23 protein-coding genes and 1 pseudogene are annotated in these 21,204 nt (G+C 64.8%); 14 read left to right on the top strand and 10 right to left on the bottom strand.

Translation table 11 applies throughout. The features are described from left to right. Nucleotides 1-126 precede the first annotated feature (126 nt). Together hyi and BFE01S_RS06185 are read left to right on the top strand one after the other, a co-directional pair. On the top strand, nt 127-924 hold the full coding sequence (hyi, locus tag BFE01S_RS06190; protein WP_028224723.1) for a hydroxypyruvate isomerase: 798 nt from the start codon (nt 127-129) through the stop codon (nt 922-924). 51 nt (nt 925-975) lie between these two features. Further along, a complete protein-coding gene (locus BFE01S_RS06185; RefSeq protein ID WP_028224722.1) occupies nt 976-1,884 on the top strand; it encodes a 2-hydroxy-3-oxopropionate reductase in 909 nt (302 codons plus the stop codon). Nucleotides 1,885-2,326: 442 nt separating this feature from the next. Here BFE01S_RS06185 and BFE01S_RS06180 read toward each other — a convergent pair whose 3' ends face one another. The 6 genes from BFE01S_RS06180 to BFE01S_RS06155 all read right to left on the bottom strand — a co-directional run bounded on the left by BFE01S_RS06180 (nt 2,327) and on the right by BFE01S_RS06155 (nt 8,591). Continuing rightward, nucleotides 2,327-3,361: an asparaginase gene (locus BFE01S_RS06180; protein WP_028224721.1), complete on the bottom strand. Its 1,035-nt coding sequence runs from the start codon at nt 3,359-3,361 to the stop codon at nt 2,327-2,329. Between the two features lie 131 nt (nt 3,362-3,492). Next, complete coding sequence (locus BFE01S_RS06175; protein WP_028224720.1) at nt 3,493-4,419, bottom strand: CysB family HTH-type transcriptional regulator; 927 nt, start codon at nt 4,417-4,419, stop codon at nt 3,493-3,495. Nucleotides 4,420-4,469: 50 nt separating this feature from the next. Next, nucleotides 4,470-5,534, bottom strand: coding sequence for a sulfate/molybdate ABC transporter ATP-binding protein (locus tag BFE01S_RS06170; protein WP_028224719.1), 1,065 nt, complete (start codon nt 5,532-5,534; stop codon nt 4,470-4,472). Nucleotides 5,535-5,568: 34 nt separating this feature from the next. Further along, the gene (cysW, locus tag BFE01S_RS06165) at nt 5,569-6,537 is read right to left on the bottom strand and encodes a sulfate ABC transporter permease subunit CysW (protein ID WP_028224718.1); all 969 of its coding nucleotides are present in this window, start codon (nt 6,535-6,537) and stop codon (nt 5,569-5,571) included. Then, a complete protein-coding gene (cysT, locus tag BFE01S_RS06160) occupies nt 6,534-7,445 on the bottom strand; it encodes a sulfate ABC transporter permease subunit CysT (RefSeq protein ID WP_028224717.1) in 912 nt (303 codons plus the stop codon). Before cysT ends, cysW begins: the two co-directional genes overlap by 4 nt. A gap of 99 nt (nt 7,446-7,544) precedes the next feature. Next, on the bottom strand, nt 7,545-8,591 hold the full coding sequence (locus tag BFE01S_RS06155) for a sulfate ABC transporter substrate-binding protein (RefSeq protein ID WP_028224716.1): 1,047 nt from the start codon (nt 8,589-8,591) through the stop codon (nt 7,545-7,547). Between the two features lie 271 nt (nt 8,592-8,862). On the opposite strand from BFE01S_RS06155, the gene lexA reads away from it, so the two are divergent. The 3 genes from lexA to BFE01S_RS06140 all read left to right on the top strand — a co-directional run bounded on the left by lexA (nt 8,863) and on the right by BFE01S_RS06140 (nt 10,791). Further along, on the top strand, nt 8,863-9,513 hold the full coding sequence (gene lexA / locus BFE01S_RS06150; protein WP_028224715.1) for a transcriptional repressor LexA: 651 nt from the start codon (nt 8,863-8,865) through the stop codon (nt 9,511-9,513). A 27-nt stretch (nt 9,514-9,540) separates the two neighbouring features. After that, on the top strand, nt 9,541-9,921 hold the full coding sequence (locus tag BFE01S_RS06145; RefSeq protein ID WP_028224714.1) for a hypothetical protein: 381 nt from the start codon (nt 9,541-9,543) through the stop codon (nt 9,919-9,921). A gap of 150 nt (nt 9,922-10,071) precedes the next feature. Beyond that, nucleotides 10,072-10,791, top strand: a complete 720-nt coding sequence (locus tag BFE01S_RS06140) for a DUF2939 domain-containing protein (RefSeq protein WP_028224713.1) — start codon at nt 10,072-10,074, stop codon at nt 10,789-10,791. Between the two features lie 89 nt (nt 10,792-10,880). Here the strand turns inward: BFE01S_RS06140 and BFE01S_RS06135 are convergent, their stop codons facing one another. After that, complete coding sequence (locus BFE01S_RS06135) at nt 10,881-11,354, bottom strand: universal stress protein (RefSeq protein WP_028224712.1); 474 nt, start codon at nt 11,352-11,354, stop codon at nt 10,881-10,883. Between the two features lie 277 nt (nt 11,355-11,631). Between BFE01S_RS06135 and nodI the strand changes: the two genes are divergently transcribed. Together nodI and BFE01S_RS06125 are read left to right on the top strand one after the other, a co-directional pair. Next, entirely contained in the window at nt 11,632-12,546 is a 915-nt protein-coding gene (gene nodI / locus BFE01S_RS06130) for a nodulation factor ABC transporter ATP-binding protein NodI (RefSeq protein WP_028224711.1), read from the top strand. A gap of 99 nt (nt 12,547-12,645) precedes the next feature. After that, a complete protein-coding gene (locus BFE01S_RS06125) occupies nt 12,646-13,482 on the top strand; it encodes an ABC transporter permease (RefSeq protein ID WP_028224710.1) in 837 nt (278 codons plus the stop codon). A gap of 38 nt (nt 13,483-13,520) precedes the next feature. Here the strand turns inward: BFE01S_RS06125 and BFE01S_RS06120 are convergent, their stop codons facing one another. The 3 genes from BFE01S_RS06120 to BFE01S_RS06110 form a co-directional block, all read right to left on the bottom strand. Continuing rightward, entirely contained in the window at nt 13,521-13,943 is a 423-nt protein-coding gene (locus tag BFE01S_RS06120) for a hypothetical protein (protein WP_028224709.1), read from the bottom strand. Nucleotides 13,944-14,104: 161 nt separating this feature from the next. Beyond that, nucleotides 14,105-15,166, bottom strand: coding sequence for a permease (locus tag BFE01S_RS06115; protein ID WP_028224708.1), 1,062 nt, complete (start codon nt 15,164-15,166; stop codon nt 14,105-14,107). Nucleotides 15,167-15,421: 255 nt separating this feature from the next. Beyond that, nucleotides 15,422-16,474 carry an NADP(H)-dependent aldo-keto reductase gene (locus BFE01S_RS06110; RefSeq protein WP_028224707.1) on the bottom strand — a complete coding sequence of 351 codons (1,053 nt, stop codon included), beginning with the start codon at nt 16,472-16,474 and terminating at the stop codon, nt 15,422-15,424. Between the two features lie 247 nt (nt 16,475-16,721). Here BFE01S_RS06110 and BFE01S_RS06105 point away from each other — a divergent pair, with 247 nt between their 5' ends. From BFE01S_RS06105 to BFE01S_RS06085, 7 genes and pseudogenes are all read left to right on the top strand, one after another. Continuing rightward, entirely contained in the window at nt 16,722-17,891 is a 1,170-nt protein-coding gene (locus tag BFE01S_RS06105) for a DUF6402 family protein (RefSeq protein ID WP_028224706.1), read from the top strand. Further along, nucleotides 17,888-18,316 (top strand): hypothetical protein, encoded by a 429-nt coding sequence (locus BFE01S_RS44040; protein ID WP_156966925.1) that lies wholly within the window; start codon nt 17,888-17,890, stop codon nt 18,314-18,316. Before BFE01S_RS06105 ends, BFE01S_RS44040 begins: the two co-directional genes overlap by 4 nt. A 637-nt stretch (nt 18,317-18,953) precedes the next feature. Further along, a pseudogene (locus tag BFE01S_RS45690) lies at nt 18,954-19,202 on the top strand (Arm DNA-binding domain-containing protein); the annotation flags it as partial. Next, complete coding sequence (locus BFE01S_RS45685) at nt 19,148-19,588, top strand: hypothetical protein (protein WP_028224705.1); 441 nt, start codon at nt 19,148-19,150, stop codon at nt 19,586-19,588. The pseudogene BFE01S_RS45690 and the gene BFE01S_RS45685, both read left to right, overlap by 55 nt. A 109-nt stretch (nt 19,589-19,697) precedes the next feature. Next, the gene (locus BFE01S_RS06095; protein ID WP_028224704.1) at nt 19,698-19,916 is read left to right on the top strand and encodes a hypothetical protein; all 219 of its coding nucleotides are present in this window, start codon (nt 19,698-19,700) and stop codon (nt 19,914-19,916) included. Further along, nucleotides 19,917-20,267, top strand: a complete 351-nt coding sequence (locus BFE01S_RS41785) for a hypothetical protein (protein WP_052420796.1) — start codon at nt 19,917-19,919, stop codon at nt 20,265-20,267. 133 nt (nt 20,268-20,400) lie between these two features. After that, nucleotides 20,401-21,030 (top strand): hypothetical protein, encoded by a 630-nt coding sequence (locus BFE01S_RS06085; protein ID WP_028224703.1) that lies wholly within the window; start codon nt 20,401-20,403, stop codon nt 21,028-21,030. Nucleotides 21,031-21,204 lie beyond the last annotated feature (174 nt).

The raw sequence follows: 21,204 nt of genomic DNA, 5'->3' as shown, positions 1-21,204 counted from the left end.
CGGGCCCCCGCGCCCGGCCATGCCTCGCACGCGGCGGCAGCGCGCGCAGCATCGGCGCGCCGCCGCCCGGGCGTCCCGCCGCTTCCCGTAGTTTCTTTTACCGACCGACCAGCGAGACCCAGCATCATGCCGAAATTTGCAGCCAACCTCACCATGCTGTTCAACGAAGTCCCCTTCCTCGACCGCTTCGCCGCGGCCGCGGGCGCGGGCTTCGACGCCGTGGAATTCCTCTTCCCCTATCCGTACCGGGCCGCCGAACTGGCAGAACGCCTCGAAGCGAACAAGCTCAAGCTCGTGCTGCACAACCTGCCCGCCGGCAACTGGGAAGCGGGCGAGCGCGGCATTGCCTGCCTGCCCGAGCGCAAAGGCGAGTTCCAGGAAGGCGTGGGCCGCGCGATCGAATACGCGAAGGCGCTGAAGGTGCCGCAACTGAACTGCCTCGTCGGCATTCCGACCGCGGGCATTTCGCGCGACACGGCGCTTGCGACGATCGTCGATAACCTCACGTTCGCCGCCGCCGCGCTCAAGAGCGAAGGCATTCGCCTCCTCGTCGAGCCGTGCAATTCGTACGACATCCCGGGCTTCGCGCTGAACCGTTCGGCCGAAGCGCTCGACGTGATCGCGCAGACCGGCTCGGACAACGTGTTCCTGCAGTACGACATCTATCACATGCAGCGCATGGAAGGCGAACTCGCGGCGACGATCAGGAAGCACTTCGCGAAGATCGCGCACATCCAGCTTGCCGACAACCCGGGCCGCAACGAGCCGGGCACGGGCGAGATCCACTACCCGTTCCTGTTCGACCTGCTCGACACGCTCGGCTACGACGGCTACATCGGCTGCGAGTACAAGCCGCGCACGACGACCGTGGAAGGTCTCGGCTGGCTGCGCAACGCGCAGCAGCGCGCCGCCGCGCTCGCCTGAGCGCACCCCGACACGGCAACGCACTGAAAAGACTTAACGGAGAAACGCAAGATGGCAAAGATTGGTTTTATCGGCCTCGGCATCATGGGCGCCCACATGGCGCGCAACCTTCTGAAGGGCGGCCACACGCTCACCGTGAACGGCAAGTATCCGGTGCCGGACGACCTGCGCACGCAGACGAACGTGGTCGCCGATTCGACGGCCGTGGCGCAAGCCGCCGACATCGTCATCCTGATGGTGCCGGACACGCCTGACGTTCAGAACGTGCTGTTCGCCGACGACGGCGTAGCCAGGGGCCTCACGGCCGGCAAGCTCGTGATCGACATGAGCTCGATCTCGCCGCTGGAAACGCAGGAATTCGCGAAGAAGATCAACGCGCTCGGCTGCGACTACCTCGACGCGCCGGTCTCGGGCGGCGAAGTGGGCGCACGCGAAGCGACGCTCTCGATCATGGTCGGCGGCCCGCAGAAGTCGTTCGACATCGCGAAGCCGCTCTTCGACCTGATGGGCAAGAACATCTCGCTCGTCGGCGACAACGGTGCCGGTCAGACCACCAAAGTCGCGAACCAGATCATCGTCGCACTGAACATCGAAGCCGTGGCCGAAGCCCTGCTGTTCGCGGCCCGCTCGGGTGCGGACCCGGAGCGCGTGCGCAAGGCGCTGATGGGCGGTTTCGCATCGTCGCGCATTCTCGAAGTGCACGGCGAGCGCATGACGAAGCGCACGTTCAACCCGGGCTTCCGTATCGAGCTGCACCAGAAGGATCTGAACCTCGCCCTCGACGGCGCGCGCAAGCTTGGCATCGCGCTGCCCCATACGGCGAGCGCGCAGCAGCTCTTCAGCGTGTGCGCAGCGAACGGCGGCAAGGCATGGGACCACTCGGCCCTGATCCGCGCGCTGGAAATCATGGCGAACTTCGAGATCGCCGAAGGCGAGCAGGCGAAGGAGAAGGCGGCCTGAAACGCGTGATTGGCGCGTAAGCAGCACGCAGGAAGTCATGTCGTATACCGGGCGGCCCCGTGCCGCCCGGGCAGGCTGGACATCGTGACATCGCCGCAAGGCAGCCTGTCACGGTACGCACAGATTCAGGCTGGCGCGCCACGCGCGACGGCCAATGGTGGGGCGCTCCGCGGCGGCGGCAACGTCGCGGGGCAAATCGGGGCCGCTCTGGGCTGAGGGCGGCCAGTGGGGTCCGCAGCGGCGCCCGGTGACGGCGGGGAAGCCTTGGTCGGTCAGACGTCGTCATCGGGTGTCCGCTTGTCGGATTGCCCTTTGCCGCTGCATACAGCCATCCTTATTCGCAAGCCGCTTGCAGGCATCGCAAATGGCCACGCTTCGATCGAAGCGCACGCGCCACACTTTCCGCGGGACGCCCGGCATGGCCGCCCGCTCTGCTACTCCCTCAATAGCGATCGAACACGCCTTGCAAGGCCACGCGCTCCGCCGTGCCTTGTGCGAGCGCCAGCGCGAGCAGCACGCGCGCCTTGTACGGATTGAGCGTGCCCGCCGAGACGAAGCCGAGCGCGTCGTCGCTGGCCGCGCCGTTGTGCATCACGTGGCCCGACCCCACGCGCGACGCGCGCACGATGGCCACGCCCTGCGCCGCGGCCTCCGCGAGCGCCTGCTGGAGCGTAGCGTGTATCGAGCCGTTGCCGGTGCCCGCCACCACGATCCCGCGCACGCCCGCCGCCACGAGCGCATCGACGGCCACGCGCGAAACGCCCGCATAGCTCGCGACGATTTCCACCTGCGGCCACCGCTCGACGGCTGCGAACGGCGTGGCAACCGTATGCGGACGCAACGCGCGCCGCTGAAACTCCACTCGCCCATCCTGCACCCACCCCAGCGCGCCGATTTCGGGCGACTGGAACGCGTCCACGGCGTAGGTACTCACCTTGACGACGTCGCGCGCGCAATGAATGCGGTTGTTGAACGCGACGAGCACACCCTGCCCGGCCGCCGCGGGGCTGGCCGCCACCGTGACCGCGTTGAGCAGATTGAGCGGGCCGTCGGCCGAAAGCGCCGAAGCCGGCCGCATCGCCGCCGTCATGACCACGGGCTTGGCGCTCTTCACCGCGAGGTGCAGCAGGTAGGCGGTTTCTTCGAGCGTGTCGGTGCCGTGCGTGATCACCACGCCGTCGATATCGTCCTGCGCGAGCAGCGTGTTCACGCGCTGCGCGAGCGTGGTCCACAGCGCAAGCGCCATGTCCTTGCTGTCGATGCTCGCGGCCTGTTCGGCCTGGATATCGGCGATGGCGCCAAGGCCCGGCACGGCCGCCAGCAACTGCGCGACGCCGATCACGCCGGCCTGGTAGCCGGCGGTGTTGGCCGCGTCGGGCGCGGCGCCCGCGATGGTGCCGCCGGTGGCCAGCAGGGCGATGCGCGGCAGCGGCCGGGCCGCCGCCGAGGAAGAGGGAGTCGGAACGGGAGTATTCATGGCGGCGATTTTAAGCGATCCGCCGCCACGCGCCACCTGGCCGAAAGGCCAGGTGCGGCCAGGTGCGGTCAGAAGCAGCCAGGCTGCGGCCGAAAGGCCTCAAACGGGCCTCAAACGAGCCGCAAACGCCATCAGGCCACTTCGCGCAACTGGCTCGCGATCTGCTGCTCGGTGAGGTGCGGCGCGAACATCTCGATCAGCCGGTACGCATACTGGCGCAGGAACGCGCCCTTGCGCAGGCCCACCCGCGTCGTGCTCGCCTCGAACAGGTTCTCCGTGTCGAGCGCGACGAGCTCCGTGTCGCGCTTCGGGTCGTAGGCCATCGCCGCCACCACGCCCACCCCCATGCCCAGCTCGACGTAGGTCTTGATCACGTCCGCGTCGATGGCGGTCAGCACGACATCGGGCACCGCCCCCACCTTCGCGAAGGCCTGGTCGATATGCGAGCGGCCCGTGAAGTCCTGGTCATAGGTGATGATCGGATACTCGGCGATCTCTTCGAGCGTGAGGTTCTCGCGTCCCACGAGCGGATGGCCCTTCGGCACCACCACCACGTGATGCCACGAATAGCACGGGAACGTCACGATGTCCGGATAGCGGTCGAGCGCCTCGGTCGAGATGCCGATGTCGGCCTCGCCGTTGATGATCGACTGCGCGATCTGCTGCGGATTGCCCTGGCGCAGCGCGAGGTGCACCTTGGGAAACACTTCGCGGAACTGGTGCACGACCTTCGGCAGCGCATAGCGCGCCTGGGTGTGCGTGGTCGCCACGACCAGATGGCCGCTGTCCTGGTCGGCGAACTGGCGCGCGACGCGGCGCAGGTTCTCGGCGTCGAGCAGCATGCGCTCGATCAGTTGATGCACGGCCTTGCCGGGCTCGGTCAGGCCCGTGAGGCGCTTGCCGCGACGGACGAAAATATCGACGCCGAGCTCGTCCTCGAGGTCCTTGATCTGCTTCGATACACCCGACTGCGACGTATACAGCACGTTCGCCACTTCGGTCAGGTTCATGTTCTGGCGCACGGCTTCGCGCACGAAACGCAATTGCTGGAAGTTCATCGCTCTTGTCTCCGGAAAGGCCGAAGGATTCAGTTGATTTTATGAATGTCTCAGGCGTGCTGCGCGGGAAACACACGCAGTCCGCGCGGCACCGCCGTCACGTTGTCGCCCACGGCAAGACTGAGCGCGCGCCAGGCCTCGCGGTCGAGCTGCGCTTCGAGCGCACCGCCCGTGCGGCTTTCGAGCTCGACGCGCACCGAACCGCCCAGCGTCACCACGCGGCGCACATCGACGACGATGCCGTCGCGATGATCGCTCTGCTGCGGATAAAGCACGAGATCGTGCGGGCGCACATAGGCAAGCGCGCGGCCTTCGAAGCCCGCCTGCACCGAGATGGGCTGCGCGGCGCCGTCGGCGACGAAACCGCGCGCATCGACATGGCCGGAGAGCCGGTTCGCGGCGCCGAGAAACTCATACACGAAGGCCGTCTGCGGATGATCGTAGACGGCCTGCGGGCTGCCCACCTGCTCCACGTGCCCGCGATTGAGCACGACGATGCGGTCGGCCACTTCGAGCGCCTCTTCCTGGTCGTGCGTGACGAAGATCGTCGAGATGTGCAGGTCGTCGTGCAGGCGGCGCAGCCAGCCGCGCAGTTCCTTGCGCACCTTGGCGTCGAGCGCGCCGAACGGCTCGTCCAGCAGCAGCACCTTGGGTTCGACGGCGAGTGCGCGGGCCAGCGCGATACGCTGGCGCTGGCCGCCCGAAAGCTCGGACGGATAGCGCTGCGCGAGCCAGTCGAGCTGCACGAGCTTGAGCAGTTCGTGCACCTTCTCGCGTATCGTGGCTTCGCTCGGGCGCTCGCTGCGCGGCTTCACGCGCAGGCCGAACGCCACGTTCTCGAAGACCGTCATATGGCGAAAGAGCGCGTAGTGCTGGAACACGAAGCCCACCTGGCGCTCGCGCGCGCCCACCTCGCCCACGTCCAGGCCCTGCAGCAGAACCTCGCCCGAATCGGCGTACTCGAGGCCCGCGATCACGCGCAACAGGGTGGTCTTGCCACAGCCCGACGGCCCGAGTAGCGCCACGAGTTCGCCCGGCGGAAAATCGAGCGAAACATTGTCGAGCGCGGTGAAGTCGCCAAAACGCTTTTGCAGATTGCGAACGATGATGCCCATGATGTACGGCTCTCCCTGTCGATCCGGAGTGTGATTACGGTTCGAGCGCCTGGCGGGCAAGGCCCGACTGCGCGCTGTATTGCGTTTGTGCAGCAGTTGCCGCGGTGCCCCCGGCCCCGGCATGCGCCGGCACCTCGCCTTCGTCGCGAAGCTGCGCGCCAAGGTGGCGCTCCGCCAGCAGCTTCAGCCCGAGCGTCACGAGCGCGAGCAGCGCGAGCAGCGACGCCACGGCGAAGGCAGCCGCGAAGTTGTATTCGTTGTAGAGGATTTCGACGTGCAGCGGCATCGTGTCGGTCTGACCGCGGATGTGACCCGACACCACCGACACCGCGCCGAACTCCCCCATCGCCCGCGCATTGCAGAGAATCACGCCGTAGAGCAGGCCCCAGCGGATATTCGGCAGCGTCACGCGGCGAAACATCTGCCAGCCGGAGGCGCCCAGCACGTGCGCGGCCTCTTCCTCGTCGTTGCCCTGCGCCTGCATGAGCGGAATCAGCTCGCGCGCGACGAACGGGAACGTCACGAAGATCGTGGCGAGCACGATGCCCGGCACCGCAAAGATGATCTGCACGTTGTGGTCTTCGAGCCACGGGCCGAGCCAGCCCTGGGCGCCGAACATCAGCACGTAGATGAGGCCCGAGATCACGGGCGAGACCGAGAACGGCAGATCGATCAGCGTGGTGAGCAGCGCCTTGCCGCGAAACTCGAATTTCGCGATCGCCCACGAGGCCGCGAGTCCGAACGCGAGGTTCAGGGGCACCGCAATCGCGGCCGTGATGAGCGTGAGCTTGATCGCAGAGATAGCGTCCGGGTCGGCGAGCGATTCGAAGTAAAAACCGATGCCCTTCGCAAGCGCCTGCCAGAACACCGCCACGAGCGGCACCACCAGAAAGAGCGCGAGAAAGACAAGCGCGATGCCGGTGAGCAGCCAGCGCACCCACGGCGCCTCGGTGACGGGATCGGGTCGGCGCGGCGCCCGTGCGCGTTGTGCCTGGGGGCTCATTGTGCACCTCCCGCAAGGGCGACACGCGTGGCATCGTCGGTGCCGGGGCCCGCTGCCGGACCGGACGAGGCGCCGCGGCTCGTGCGCCGTTGCAGATACCACTGCAGCGTATTGATGAGCAGCAGCATCAGGAAGGAGACGCACAGCATCACGACGGCAAGCGCGGTGGCGCCCGCATAGTCGTATTGCTCGAGCTTCGTGATGATGAGGAGCGAGGTGATCTCGGACTTCATCGGCACGTTGCCGGCGATGAAGATCACCGAACCGTATTCGCCGAGCGCGCGCGCGAACGCGAGCGCGAAGCCCGTGAGCAGGGCGGGCAGCGCGGCGGGCAGCACGACGCGGCGAAACGTGAGCCAGCGCGACGCGCCGAGGCAGGCCGCGGCCTCCTCCTGCTCGCGTTCGAACTCTTCGAGCACGGGCTGCACCGTGCGCACGACGAACGGCAGGCCGATGAAGGTCAGCGCCACCAGCACGCCGAGCGGCGTGAACGCGACCTTCAGGCCGAGCGGTTCGAGAAATTGCCCGATCCAGCCGTTGCCCGCATAGACGGCCGCGAGCGAAATGCCCGCAACCGAGGTGGGCAGCGCGAACGGCAGATCGACGAGCGCATCGACGATGCGCTTGAACGGGAACGTGTAGCGCACGAGCACCCACGCGAGCAGGAAGCCGAACGCCGCGTTGATGAGCGCCGCGCCGAGCGCGGAGAAAAACGTGAGCCGGTACGACGCGAGCACGCGCGGCGACGCCACGGCGCGCACGAACTGGCTCCAGTCGAGCGTCGCCGTCTTGAGAAAGGTGGACGCAAGCGGAATCAGCACCACGAGGCTCAGGTAGGCCACCGTGATGCCGAGCGTCAGGCCGAAACCCGGCAGCGCGCTGGGCTTGCGGAATCGAAACGTCGTCATGCTCGTCGCTCTTTCGTTCAGAATGCTGCGGCGCCGTGCGCCAAAAAGCGCGCCCTCGCGGGCGCGCTCGTCGTGAGCCCTTTCAGGCCGCCTGTCGCGTCACTGCGGCTGGTAGATCGAATCGAACACGCCGCCATCCGCGAAATGGGTCTTCTGCGCATTCGCCCAGCCGCCGAACGTATCGTCCACCGTGTACAGCTTGAGCTTCGGGAACTTCGCCGTGAGCGCCGCCGGAACCTTGTCCGAGCGCGGGCGGTAGAAGTTCTTCGCCGCGATCTCCTGGCCCTGCTCCGAGTACAGGAACTGCAGGTACGCCTCGGCCACCTTGCGCGTGCCGCGCTTGTCCACCACCTTGTCCACCACGGCCACCGGCGGCTCGGCCAGGATGCTCACCGAAGGCACCACGATCTCGAACTTGTCCGGGCCGAATTCCTTGAGCGAGAGAAACGCTTCGTTTTCCCATGCGATCAGCACGTCGCCGATGCCGCGCTGCACGAAGCTCGTGGTCGCCCCCCGCGCGCCCGAATCGAGCACGCCGGCATTCTTGTAGAGCTTCGTGACGAACTCCCTGGCCTTCTCGTCGTTGCCGCCCGGCTGATGCTCCGCGTAGGCCCAGGCCGCGAGGTAGTTCCAGCGCGCGCCGCCCGAGGTCTTCGGGTTCGGCGTGACGATCGAAACGCCCGGCTTCACGAGATCGTCCCAGTCCTTGATGTGCTTGGGGTTGCCCTTGCGCACGAGGAACACGATGGTCGAGGTGTACGGCGAGGCGTTGTCGGGCAGGCGCTTTTGCCAGTCGGCGGCAACGAGGCCCTTCTTCGCCAGCGCGTCGATGTCGTAGGCGAGCGCGAGCGTCACGACGTCGGCCTGCAGCCCGTCGAGCACCGAGCGCGCCTGCGCGCCCGAGCCGCCGTGCGACTGCTTGATCGTGAGCGTTTCGCCGGTCTTCGCCTTCCAGTTCTTGATGAAGGCGTCGTTGATGTCCTGATAGAGCTCGCGCGTCGGGTCATAAGACACGTTCAGCAGCGACGTATCCGCATGGGCGGCCGGCGCCAGTGCGGCCATGCCGGCGAGCGGCGCGAGGCCGATGATCAGTTTCGCCGCCAGCGTCTTCAGCCAGCCTGCTTTCCCCGTATTCCTGTGACCCATCCACTTTCTCCGTGTTGTCGTATGTGGTTGCCGCGAACGATGAGGGGAAGTCTAACGATTGGCTTAAATCATTAAAAATAATGTTTGCTCATTTTTTAATACGTAAAAGTGGTAAGGGCGGACGACGCGTCCGCCAAGGCGTGTTTTCAGCCGTCAGGACGCCGGAATGCGGCGCATCAGCGTCGGCGGAACGGAGAAGTTCAAGTAACACTTGAAAAGCGCCCGATACTGTATAAAAATACAGTCACCTGTCTATCCATACAGTGGCGCCATGACCAAACTCACCGCACGACAGCAGCAGGTTTTCGATCTGATCCGGCGCGCGATCGAGCGCACCGGCTTCCCGCCCACCCGCGCCGAGATCGCGGCCGAGCTGGGCTTCAGCTCCGCGAACTCCGCCGAGGAGCACTTGCGCGCCCTGGCGCGCAAGGGCGTGATCGAACTGGCCGCAGGCGCGTCGCGCGGCATCCGTCTCATGCCCGGCCCGGACGACCTCCCGCACCAGTTCACGCTGCCGCACGCCAGCATCATGCAGCTCTCGCTGCCGCTCGTCGGCCGGGTGGCGGCGGGCAGCCCGATCCTCGCGCAGGAGCACATTTCGCAGCACTACGCCTGCGACCCGGCGCTCTTCTCGAGCAAGCCCGACTACCTCTTGAAGGTGCGCGGCCTGTCGATGCGCGACGCCGGCATTCTGGACGGCGACCTGCTCGCGGTGCAGAAGAAAAGCGAAGCGAAGGACGGCCAGATCATCATCGCGCGCCTTGGCGACGACGTGACCGTCAAGCGCCTGAAGCGCCGCCCGAACGGCCTCGAGCTGATTGCCGAAAACCCGGATTACGACAACATCTTCGTCGAAGCCGGCAGCGCGGATTTCGCGCTGGAAGGCATTGCGGTCGGCCTGATCCGCCCCACCGAATTCTGATAATCCGAACGCTGTCTGGAGGGAGTTATGGAACGTCTTGCCCGTCTGCTGCCCTTTCGCCAATTTGGCCGCCTGCGCCATCTGCGCGGCCTCGCCGACTGTGCTGCACGCAATGCGCGCGCTACGGCCGCGGCACTGTCCGGCTCGCTCTTCGAGGCGGCCGATTACGAGTCAGCGGCCGCTCCGACCCCGGTCGATCTGCCGCCGCTGCCTTCCGCCCAGCCGGCGTTCGCGCGTGTTTCGCTCAATAGCGCGCTCAATCACGCCGAGCCCGCACGCCGCGCGCCGGTGCGCGTGTATCACGGGCAGTCGCGCCTGATCATGGTGGGCACCGTGGATGCCGTGTGCCGCATGATCGACCGCTGCATCGCCGAACAGCAGGCCGATCCGTCGGCGCCCGCCCGCTGAACAGAAAGTCGGGGGCGGCCGGCCGGCTTGCCGCGAGCGTGCACGCCGGACGCAATTCGGAGCGTAAAGGGAAGAACTCGGGATCGTTTCGGTGCCGGCGCGGTCAACACGACGTGTCCCACTGCACCGGGCTGATACCCGAATTGAACGATGACCGAATCCGTTTCGAAAAAAAGCTGGACCCAACCGGTCGCCATCGCGCTGATAGCGCTGGTGATCGTGGCAGCGCTGGGCTACGGCTACGCCTCGCCGTATGTGGCGCTGAACCGCCTGAAAACGGCCGCCGACGCGCGTGACGCGGCGACGCTGAACGAGTATGTCGATTACCCGGCCTTGCGGGCGAGCCTGAAACAGCAGGTTGGCGAGTTGCTGCAGCGGCGCATCGAAGCGCAGCACAGCAGCAATCCGCTATTGCTGTTCGGCGCGGTGATCGGCGCCGCGCTCATCGGTCCGCTCGTGGACGCGTATGCAACACCCGATGGCGTAGCCGCGCTGCTCAACGGCATGCCGCCCTCGGGCAAGCCCGGCGAAGCGCCGCCACCGGCAGGTGCCGCCGACAATGGCGCGACAGCGGCCGCAGACGGCAGCAAACCGGGTGGTACATCGGGTAGCACATCGGATAGCACATCGGGCAGCGCACCTGGCACGGCACCGGAAAACTCAACCGCTCCCGCCACGTCAACAGCGCCCGCAGAAAGCGAGCAACCGGCATCCCGGCCGCAAACCACGGCGGGTTATCGCAGCCTCAACGAGTTCGTCGTGACGTGGCAGCACGACGCGAATGGCGAACGTTATGCCGCCATCCTGCAGCGCCATGGGCTGTTTTCGTGGAAGCTCGCGGCCGTCGAACTGAACGATTCCGGCCAGTAGCGCCTATAGCACGCACCTATAGCACGCGCCTATAGTACGTTTAACGCCTGCAGCGCACCCGTCTCACGCAGCGGCGCTCGCGGCAGCACTCAAGCCGCCGCTTGCGCCTGCTGCTTTTGCTCCGCTGCCGAGGAACACGCCACCAGAATGCTGCACGACACCCGGTCGAGCAGCAGCGTGTTGCCCGCCCCCATCCACCAGCGCGAGAGCCCGGTACGGCAGCGATGCCCCACCACCACCAGATCGACGTTCAACTCGTTGGCCAGATTGGCGATCTCGTCGATCGGATGGCCAAACGCGAAGTGACCTTGCGCGTGCACACCCCGCTCGGTCAGCCAGTCCACCCCTTCCTGCAGGATTTCGCGCGCCGTCTCTTCAAAGCGGCCGCAGGCCACGTCAGTCAGCAGACCCGCGCTCTGTGCGATCGTCGAGCGCATGTCGACCACCGAGAGCAGATGCGTTTCCGCATGCAGGTCCAGCGCGAGATCCGCGCCGCAGCGCAATGCCTTGCGGCCTTCGCGCGAGCCGTCGTAACAAAGCAGAATTTTTTTGTAGCTCGCCATGATGTTTTCTCCCCCGCCCGCTCGGAAGCGCGGGCCGTGCAACTTTATGATGGTGCGCCGCAATTGCACATGCAAGGGCTGGAAAACGCCAGGTCCGGCCCCCGTTGCGTTGCGTGCACAGTGCCTCGCGGCGGCGGGCGTCGTTGCTGAGGCAAAGCTTGTCGCGACAGGTTTCGCTGTCAGACGGATACGCAGGATTGCTCTAGAATAGGCCCCCTCATGGTGCATCGCGTGCACCACTTGATCGACTCTCTTCCTTCATTGCCCATTACGGCCCATGCCCGCACCCGCCATCGAATTCGAGCAGGTCATCAAACACTATGGAGACAGGCGGGTCGTCAACGGCCTGTCGTTCGAAGTCATGCCCGGCGAGTGCTTCGGGCTTCTCGGGCCCAACGGCGCGGGCAAGACGACGACGCTGCGCATGCTGCTCGGCATCGTCGCGCCCGATGCGGGCCGCATCAGCCTGTGCGGCGAACCCGTGCCCGCGCGAGCGCGCGAAGCCCGCGCGCGGGTAGGCGTCGTGCCGCAGTTCGACAATCTCGATCCGGACTTCACCGTTCGCGAGAACCTGCTGGTGTTCGGCCGCTACTTCGGCCTCTCCGCCAGCGAATCGCGCGCGCTCGTTGCGCCGCTGCTCGAATTCGCGCGCCTCGAAAACAAGGCCGATGCGCGCGTGGGCGAACTCTCGGGCGGCATGCGCCGGCGGCTCACGCTCGCCCGCGCGCTCGTCAACGATCCCGACGTGCTCGTGCTCGACGAACCCACCACCGGCCTCGACCCGCAGGCGCGCCATCTCATCTGGGAGCGGCTGCGCTCGCTGCTCGCGCGCGGCAAGACGATTCTGCTCACGACGCATTTCATGGAGGAGGCCGAACGACTCTGCAAGCGCGTGTGCGTGATCGAGGAAGGCCGCAAGATCGCCGAAGGCGCCCCGAACGCGCTGATCGAATCGGAGATCGGCTGCGACGTGATCGAGGTCTATGGCCCGGACCCCGCCTCGCTGCGCGACGAACTCGCGCCTTTCGCCGTGCGCACGGAGATCAGCGGCGAGACGCTCTTTTGCTACGTTGAAGACCCCCAGCCCGTGCACCAGCGCCTGCGCCATCGCGCGGACCTGCGCTACCTGCACCGGCCCGCGAATCTGGAAGACGTCTTCCTGCGGCTCACGGGCCGCGAGATGCAGGACTAAAAGGGCTAAGGGACAAAGGACTTAAAGCCCAAGGGCCGCAGCGACGACAACGCGCATGTCCCGGCACGACGAAACCCGCAAGGACTCCCCCTCTCCACCATGCAAGCACGCACCGAAGACCGCGCGGCAGCGCGCCCCGCCCGTTCCCCGCAACGCGAGCCGCGCGCCGCGCTGCCCTCGAACGCCACGCACTGGATCGCCGTGTGGCGCCGCAACTACCTCGTGTGGCGCAAGCTCGCGATCGCCTCGATGTTCGGCAATCTCGCCGATCCCATGATCTACCTGTTCGGTCTCGGCTTCGGGCTCGGGCTCATGGTCGGCCATGTGGACGGCGTCTCGTACATCGCCTTTCTCGCAGCGGGCACGGTGTCGTCGTCGGTGATGATGTCGGCGAGCTTCGAGTCGATGTATTCGGGCTTCTCGCGCATGCACGTGCAACGCACGTGGGAGGCAATCATGCATACGCCGCTTTCGCTCGGCGACATCGTGCTGGGCGAGATCGTGTGGGCCGCCAGCAAGTCGATGCTCTCGGGCGCGGCCATCATGATCGTCGCCGGGGTGCTGGGCTACGCGAGCTTTCCGTCGATGCTGCTCGCGCTGCCCGTGATCGCGCTCGCCGGGCTTGCGTTCGCGAGCTGCGCGATGATCGTCACCGCGCTCGCCCCTTCGTACGACTTCTTCATGTTCTACCAGACGCTCGTGCTCACGCCCATGCTGCTGCTCTCAGGCGTGTTCTTCCCGATCACGCAGTTGCCGTCGGCTGCCCAGCACATCACGCTGATGCTGCCGCTCGCTCATGCGGTAGCGCTGATCCGTCCGGCCATGCTCGGGCGGCCGATCGAAAACGCGGGCACGCATCTGCTCGTGCTCGCGCTGTACGTGGCAGTGCCTTTCACGATCGCAACGGTGCTGTTCCGCCGACGCATGATGCGCTAAGGCGCCGCCGCGCACGGGGCACGACACGCCTGCGCCGCTCAATCCTCGTCGTCGCCCCAGGGAATATCGACGTCCGAAATAAAGGCGACCGTCGCGAACGGGCCGCCCTCCTGGCGGCCGAGCTTGCCGTCGGCACGGTGCCACTCCACGCGGAACATCGTGGCTGTCGTTTCCGCAAGCAGGCGCACCGTGCGGATCTCTTCGGGGTCCGAGTCTTCCACCGGACCGTCGAGCGAGACCAGAAGCTGCTGGGGCCACAGGCCCTCGCCGGGATCGTAGATGCGGTCGCCGTCGGGAATGGACGTGTGCGCCTCGACGCCGATGGTCGCCGAAGCCTCCACGATCATCTTGCCGAGCGCGCGCAGCACTGCCGTGGCGCGGGCCGAATTGGCCTGGCGTATGGCGAGATCGCCGCGCGTGAGCGCCTGTTCGAGTTTCGGATTCGTCTTTTGCTGTGCCATGCTGATTGCCGGGCCGAAGCCCCTCTCCTATGCGTGCGGGCCGACGTGCTTCGCGTCGTCCGCCATTGATGCGTGAATCCGTTGCGCTGTCAACCTGGCATTGCCAACGCGGCGCGCTGCCGTGTCCGCGGTATCCGCCCTGTCCCCTATGCTGCGCGCCGCTAAAACCCCAGCGCGACCACCGCCAGCCCGGAGACGATGCCGAACAGCACCACCACCGCCGCCACCAGCGCCAGGATGCGCGTGCGGAACGACCCCGCCAGCATCGCCAGCGAAGGCACGCTCACGGGCGGCAAGGTCATCAGCAAGGCCCCGGCCGGGCCGACTCCCATGCCGAGCGAGAGCATCGCCTGAATGATCGGCACTTCGCCCGCCGTCGGGATCACGAACAGCATGCCGGCCACGGCGAACGCGACGATCCAGCCGAGGCTGCTCGTCACCTCGGGCCCGATGTGCGGGAACAGCCAGGCACGCGCCGCACCGAGCAGCAGCACGAGCACGATGTATTCGGGAATGAGGCGCACGGCCATGCGCACGAAGAGCTGCAGCCAGCGCACGAACATATTGCCGCCGCTCGCCTGCTGCTGCGCGAGCTGGGCGAGCCGGTCGTCGGCGGCCCGCGCCTCCTCGCGCGTAACGAAGCGGTTGGCGAGCCAGCCGAGGCCGAAGACCATCAGCACGCCCAGCACGAGGCGCAACGCGCTCCACTGCCAGCCCAGCACGAAGCCCATGAATACGAGCGTGGCGGGATTGAGCACGGAATTGCCAAGCCAGAACGCGATCGCGCCGCCCGCCGACGCATTGCGCTCGCGCAGGCCGGCCACCACGGGTGCGGCGCAGCAGGTGCACATCATGCCGGGCACGGCGAGCAGCCCGCCCGCCGCCACGCTACCGAAGCCCTGGCGCCCGAGCACGCGCGCGACCCACTGCACCGGCAAGAGCGCCTGAACCGCCGATCCGAGCAGCAGGCCCAGCACCATCGCCTGCCAGATCGCCTTGCCGTAGGCCCACGCGTAATCGAGCGCCGCGGTAAACGACGGTCCCGGCGGGCTGGCGTTCGCGCCCATCAGAATGGATTTGCCGATCGAATGCGTCGCCTCCGCCGTGAAAGTGCGGTGGTAATAAGGGAACCACTTCACGTAAAAGAGACCGGCCACCGCCAGCAAAAGGAAGATGGGCCAGCCGTACGAGGGCGTCGTTTGCGCGTCGCGTGCGCTCGTCATCGTGAGGGTTCTCCGGGAAAGGGGGATGGCCGCCGCGGATCGCGTCCGTGATGCGGCCCCGACAGTGCAAGCTGGATCGTAGTGTATGCGGCGGGAATCGCCAAACGGCTTGTGGACCGATGAGGCAAATGGGCGTCACAGCGCGCCCCGGGAAGGCGCGCAGAAGCCTGCGCCGCCATTGCTGCGGTGCAGGCGGGAAATCAGGCGGTATTACCCGCCGTAACACGGCCGCGGCGCCCCGTGGCGCCGGGCCATTCAGGGCGCGGGATTGGGCTGGAGTTCGTGGAGCGCGTCGATCTGGGCCAGCGCTTCGGGCGAGAGCTTCACGTCCACGCTGGCGATATTTTCCTTCAACTGCGCCATCGAGGTCGCGCCGATCAGGTTGCTCGTGACGAATGGCCGGCTGTTGACGAAGGCGAGCGCAAACTGCGCGCCCGTCAAGCCGTGCTCCTTCGCCAGCGCCACATAGCGCGACGTGGCCGCGATGGCCTGCGGCTTGCTGTAGCGCTGGAAGCGTTCGAACTTCGTGATGCGCGCGCCTTCGGGACGCGCCCCGCCCTCGTACTTGCCGGAGAGCCAGCCGAACGCCATCGGCGAATACGCGAGCAGGCCGACACCCTCGCGATGGGAGAACTCCGAGAGGCCGCCCTCGAACGTGCGGTTCACGAGACTGTACGGATTCTGGATGCTGACGATGCGCGGCAGGCCCAGCTTTTCGGCTGCGCGCAGGAACTGCGCGACACCCCAGGGCGTCTCGTTCGACACGCCGATGTGGCGCACCTTGCCGGCCTTCACAAAATCGGCGAGCACGGCGAGCGTTTCCTCGATCGGCACCGTATAGGCGTCGTCGATCCACGGATAGACGCTGCGGCCGAACGTCGTCGTGCTGCGGTCGGGCCAGTGCAGCTGGTAGAGATCGACGTAGTCGGTCTGCAGGCGCTTGAGGCTGCCGTCCAGCGCTTCGGTGAGGTTCTTGCGGTCGAACTGGTTGGCGTCGCCGCGAATGTGCCGCGGATTGTGCGGCTGGCGCGCCGGCCCCGTGATCTTGGTGGCGAGCACGAAGCGATCGCGCGCGCCGCGATGCTGCGCGATCCACGTGCCGATATAGCGCTCGGTCGAGCCCTGCGTCTCGGGCCGCGGCGGCACGGGGTACATCTCCGCGGCGTCGATCAGCGTGACGCCGTGGTCAAGTGCGTAGTCGATCTGCTCGTGTGCTTCGCGCTCGGTATTCTGCTCGCCCCAGGTCATCGTGCCGAGGCCGATCAGGCTCACTTTTACGTCCGTATCGCCGAGTGTGCGGTATTCCATCGAAGCGTATTCCGTCGTCAGTTGGTCAGGCGACGAAACCTACCACGGCGGCGCGGATTTTTCAGGGAGGCGGTCGGGCGGTGGACTGGAAATACGCAGAAAAAGAAAAGCCGTGCGGCTTTTTTGAATTTCTGGTTGGCCCTTTTTCGAATCTGTCCGATGGCTCCGTGATTGCGTTTTAGTCACCATCGAAGGATGGCTCCGCACACCCTGGTGAGCACTCAAACTCAATTCGAATGGGCATGTTATGGCGGGTAATGCACTCCCCTATTACGAAATCAACAAGCTGTTGTGGCGCTGGAGCAAAAAGGATGGCGCTCGTCTCGTGCACGACGTCAGTTTGTCAATGGACAAGGCCCCGCCGGCCTTGCCAAAGCCACCTGAACCGAAAGTCCCGCACACGCCCAGGCCCGCCCCGGCTGCAAAGATGGCGAGCGACATTTTGAAGGCCGCTGGGGCCTTCTCGCGCTTCAAGAAGTGGCTCGACACCCCTGACCCGCCCAAACCACCCAAGGCCAAATCTGAGCCAAAAGTGGAAACGGTGCCGCCATTCGACATTCAGGAAATTCCCAACGCCATGCGCAAGGAACATATGCCGATTGGGGCCAGACTTATGGAGCGGTGGTTCGCAGGAAGGCTTAATTATTCGCCAGACAATAATGGTATTGATCAGAATGGAAATCCCTATTCAGACGATATGTATGATTACGATGACATCAAGCTTGATTGGGTGCTCAAGCACAACAGGGCGAAGATTAAATTTGATGAACTCATCAAATCGAAGATTTACGACACTGCAGCACTAAAAGCGGCCAAAGGAATACTCGAATCTTACAAAAATCATTATGGCTTGCTTCTCTCAGGCCGCGTATGTGATGACAATAATCTGAAAGAACTGCATGACCACCTTGAATTCCAGAAGATGCCGGTTGACACAACGCCACCCGAAAAGATCGAAGATTTTTTGCGTTTTACCAAAGATAATCGTGGAATTCCTGATGATCTTTATGCCGCATTGGGTGGATTTGCGTTCTATGCGGCAATAGCCCAGGCCAATTTTGAGAAAACCCCATCGGGAGGGCGTGTTGTCTCTATAACCGGGATATGGGTGTATGTGAAAAATCCCTTCTCATTCAGCGACATTGGTCAGTCTCGGTCAACCTATCTCGGGCATTGGGGAATGAATGGAGTTACACTCGCTCCCTATGCCTTTATCGAATCCAAGGTATCTGAGGCTCCCTATCTGGATTACCCTGTCGCGGTTGGCGACATGCGCATAAAATCGAATTTATATTATCCGGTTCACAACAATGACTTCCGGGCATGGCAGAAAAAACATAATCGCGGCGGCGATTTTATAAGCTTTTCTGACAAAAAATTTGTCAGCCTTAAAAAGGCGATCGTGGTGCACCTATGAAACGCCGAACTAAATTAATTTTGACTTTTTCTATTTTCATTATCGCGTATAGCCTTGTTTTTGATCACACTCCAAATGGAGTGAACTGCGAAACATCCATCTCGCCGAATAGCAAATACATGGCCGAACGATGTACTTTAAGTCTCAATACGTGGCCCGGTGATTATGAGTATGTTGCCAGGTTATTTGACAAAAAAACCGGAAAGCTGCTGGCTCAAAGTACATTTGACACAATGGAAACCTCGTTCAACTGGTCGAATGGCCTCGATTACTCTGACGATGGAGGAAAAACGGTCAAGCACGACGGGGCCTCAGTTTATTTTCAACGTGGCGGCGAGGAAGGCGACGGTTCAAATTTCGAACTACCCCCATCTTTGTGGGACCGACTCTTAGCAATGAGGCCCCGGCTGCCCTGGAACCGCTGACTAGCTAGACGCCCCGCGCGCCCCCATTTCGTTGCACCAGAAGGCCAACCTTGTGGCGGCTTTGTCCATTGAGTCAACCCGCCAGCCCTCGCACATGCGCCGCCCACGCCCCGGTGCGCGGGGGACCGGGGCTATGCCCGTACGCCGCCAGCCCTCCGTCAAGGCCGAGAATTCCAGAGGCGTAACGAAGTCGATCTGAAGCAGGTCAATCACCCGGCTTACTTCGCCCTCTCAGACGTGCGGAGCGCCGCCATCACGGCGAAGCTCGATGCGCGCCAGCGCTACGGAATAAGCCCCGCAGAAACGAAAAAGCCCACGTCAGTGCGTGGGCTCGATTCCGAAATTCTGATTTTCACTCCGAATTTCGCTATGTGCAATTTTCGGTAGCGGCTAACCGGTTGTTATCGCTGAATTCTTTGGGGTGGCTGATGGGACTCGAACCCACGACGACAGGAATCACAATCCTGTCCAACGTGTATTCCTCTAAGTTGATGGTGATTGCTTGGTGTTTGTAAATATCAATAAATACAGATAGTTATCGGTTTTTTCACTAGCTCTCACGTTGATTGAAATTGACCGATTGCCGTAGAATTTGCCTACATGGTGCCTACACGGCACGAGTTATAGGCAAACGAACATGGCGAAAATCACTTTCACGGCGGCGCGGGTCGCCGCTTTCGAGTGCGAGTCGGGCAGACGGCAGACCATCCACTGGGACGCTGATACGCCCGGTTTGGGATTGCGTGTGACGGAGGGCGGTGCGCGGGCCTACATATTTGAAAGCCGTCTGCACGGTCGCACGGTGCGGATCACCATCGGGACAGCGCACGCATGGCCGCTGAAGAAAGCGCGCACCGAGGCCGCACGGCTACGGGTACTTGTGGATGCGCAACCATTGCCCACGAGACACGCAACGGGCGCGTCTATGCGTGTCTGCCGGGCCTTGCACCGCTCGCCGGGAGCGATGCCGCCAGCCTGCCACCCACCTACAACAAGCCGGGCCTGTATGACGTGCGCGAGGGCCGCTGCGAGGGCTTCGACCGCCTGCCCGCCTGGTTGCAGGAGCAGGCGATGGAGTCGCGCGACTGGGCCGCTACGGCGAACGCCCGCAGCGGGGCCAACCTTGCCACGGCGAATGGTGCCGGGACGCGCGGCAAGGCTCCTGCGCGCCGCCCGCGCGAGCGCGTGGTGCCTCGCCCCACGCCCGAGGCGGCGGCCCGCTTCGACACCGCTGGGGGCTTCGATTCGATGTCGGGCGACATCCCGTTCTAGCCGGGCGTGAAACGCGGCGGAGAAGCCCGGTTTGCTGGCGGTGGCGCGAGATGCGTCGTATGTTGTGATTACGGAGGATCGTGCAACATATGGTGTATCCGGGGCGATCATGGGCAATCACGAGACGGGCCGCGCCACTTTCGAACGCATCCGCCGCGAACTCGAAAGCGGCCAGGCACACTGGGTGGCGCGCGAGCCTGAACACGCGCCGTATCGCCTGCGCGCTGGCCGCCAGTACGGGGCCGACGACGACGGCGAGGATGAGGGCGACTGCGGGTGCGACGGCTGCTACGAAGGCGCGCCGCGCGTCTGTAGTAGTGGCAAGTAGATGGGATCGATCATGGCGCGAGGTTTTAAATCTGGTGGCAGGGCGCGCGGCACGCCGAACCGCGCAACGGCGGACGTAAAGACGCTGGCGGGCGAGTACACGGCAAGCGCCATTGAAACGCTCGTGGCACTGATGCAGCACGCCGAAAGCGAACAGGTTCGCCTGGGTGCTGCGCGCGAACTGCTGGACCGTGCCGCAGGCAGGCCCGCCGTGTATGCCGAGGTAAGAGGTGCACTGAAGTCCGCTCCGCTTGATGTGAGGGCCATGAGCGACGAAGAACTGATGGCGATTCTTCAGGAGGGCCACGCCGGGCGCGGGCGTGCGGAGGGAGCGGACGGGCGCGGCCACTGAAGGCTTACACCCCCCCCCACCCACGATGGGTCCTTCCTGGGTGAATCTGATACGCGGGTTGCGCAGACCGCGATTTTCCCGTAGCTGAGGCATTTCAAAACGTCTTGACGCTTTACACACGGGGGAGGAGATCATGCTGTTGACCATGACCCAGGCGGACTATGCGCGGCGCTGCAACGTCACGCGTGCCGCCGTCAATCAGTGGAAACAGGACGGGCGCATTGTGATGGCTGGCCCGCTGGTGGACGTGGCGGCGAGTGACGTGCAACTGGCGCGCAATCGCCGGGAGGGGGGGCCGCCGCTCAATCCCGAACCGCCCGCCGTGCGGCGCGGGCGGCCCCGGCGCGGTGACTTCGTGACGCTGCGCCGCGAAGTGATTGCCGCGCGGCTGGCGGCGCTCGACTGGGGGCAGACGTTCGACTGGAACGACGAGGCGCAGGACGAGCGCGCCCGCCAGGCGGCCTTGTGCGTGGGCTGGGTTGCCCTGCTTAGTGAGGTGCGCGATAACGGGCACTGGGGCGGCTTCCAGGTGCGCGAGGCGGGCACTGAAAACCGGGAGGGTGATGCAGCATTCAATTGTGTGATCAGGGGCCACGGCTTCGACCTGTCCGCCTGGGAGGTGCTGGACCTGTGCCGCGAGGAGGTGGGGCCGCTCGAAGATTTTGACACCGCCACGGTGCGCGTGGACCTGCTGCCGGTGCTGGCGCATCCGTTCGACAAATGGGACCGGCCAAGTGTGTCCAATTGCAACCGGAACGAGTGAAGCGCGGGCGGCGGCACTAAACCCAAGGGAGCGCGGCGGGGTCCGCCAGGCAACGCAGCGGCTGCTTTCTGACAAATGTTTGCATATTTTCAGCATTTGTCTGATTGACGCTGCATGCGGTGCGCCATAGCGTGGTGCGACCCTATCCACACAGGACCGCACCGAACCCATGCC

The sequence above is a fragment of the Paraburkholderia ferrariae NBRC 106233 genome (assembly GCF_000685035.1).
GTDB lineage: Bacteria > Pseudomonadota > Gammaproteobacteria > Burkholderiales > Burkholderiaceae > Paraburkholderia > Paraburkholderia ferrariae.
Note: the sequence above shows the minus strand (reverse complement) of the source record. Positions and strands in the feature narration are given on the sequence as shown.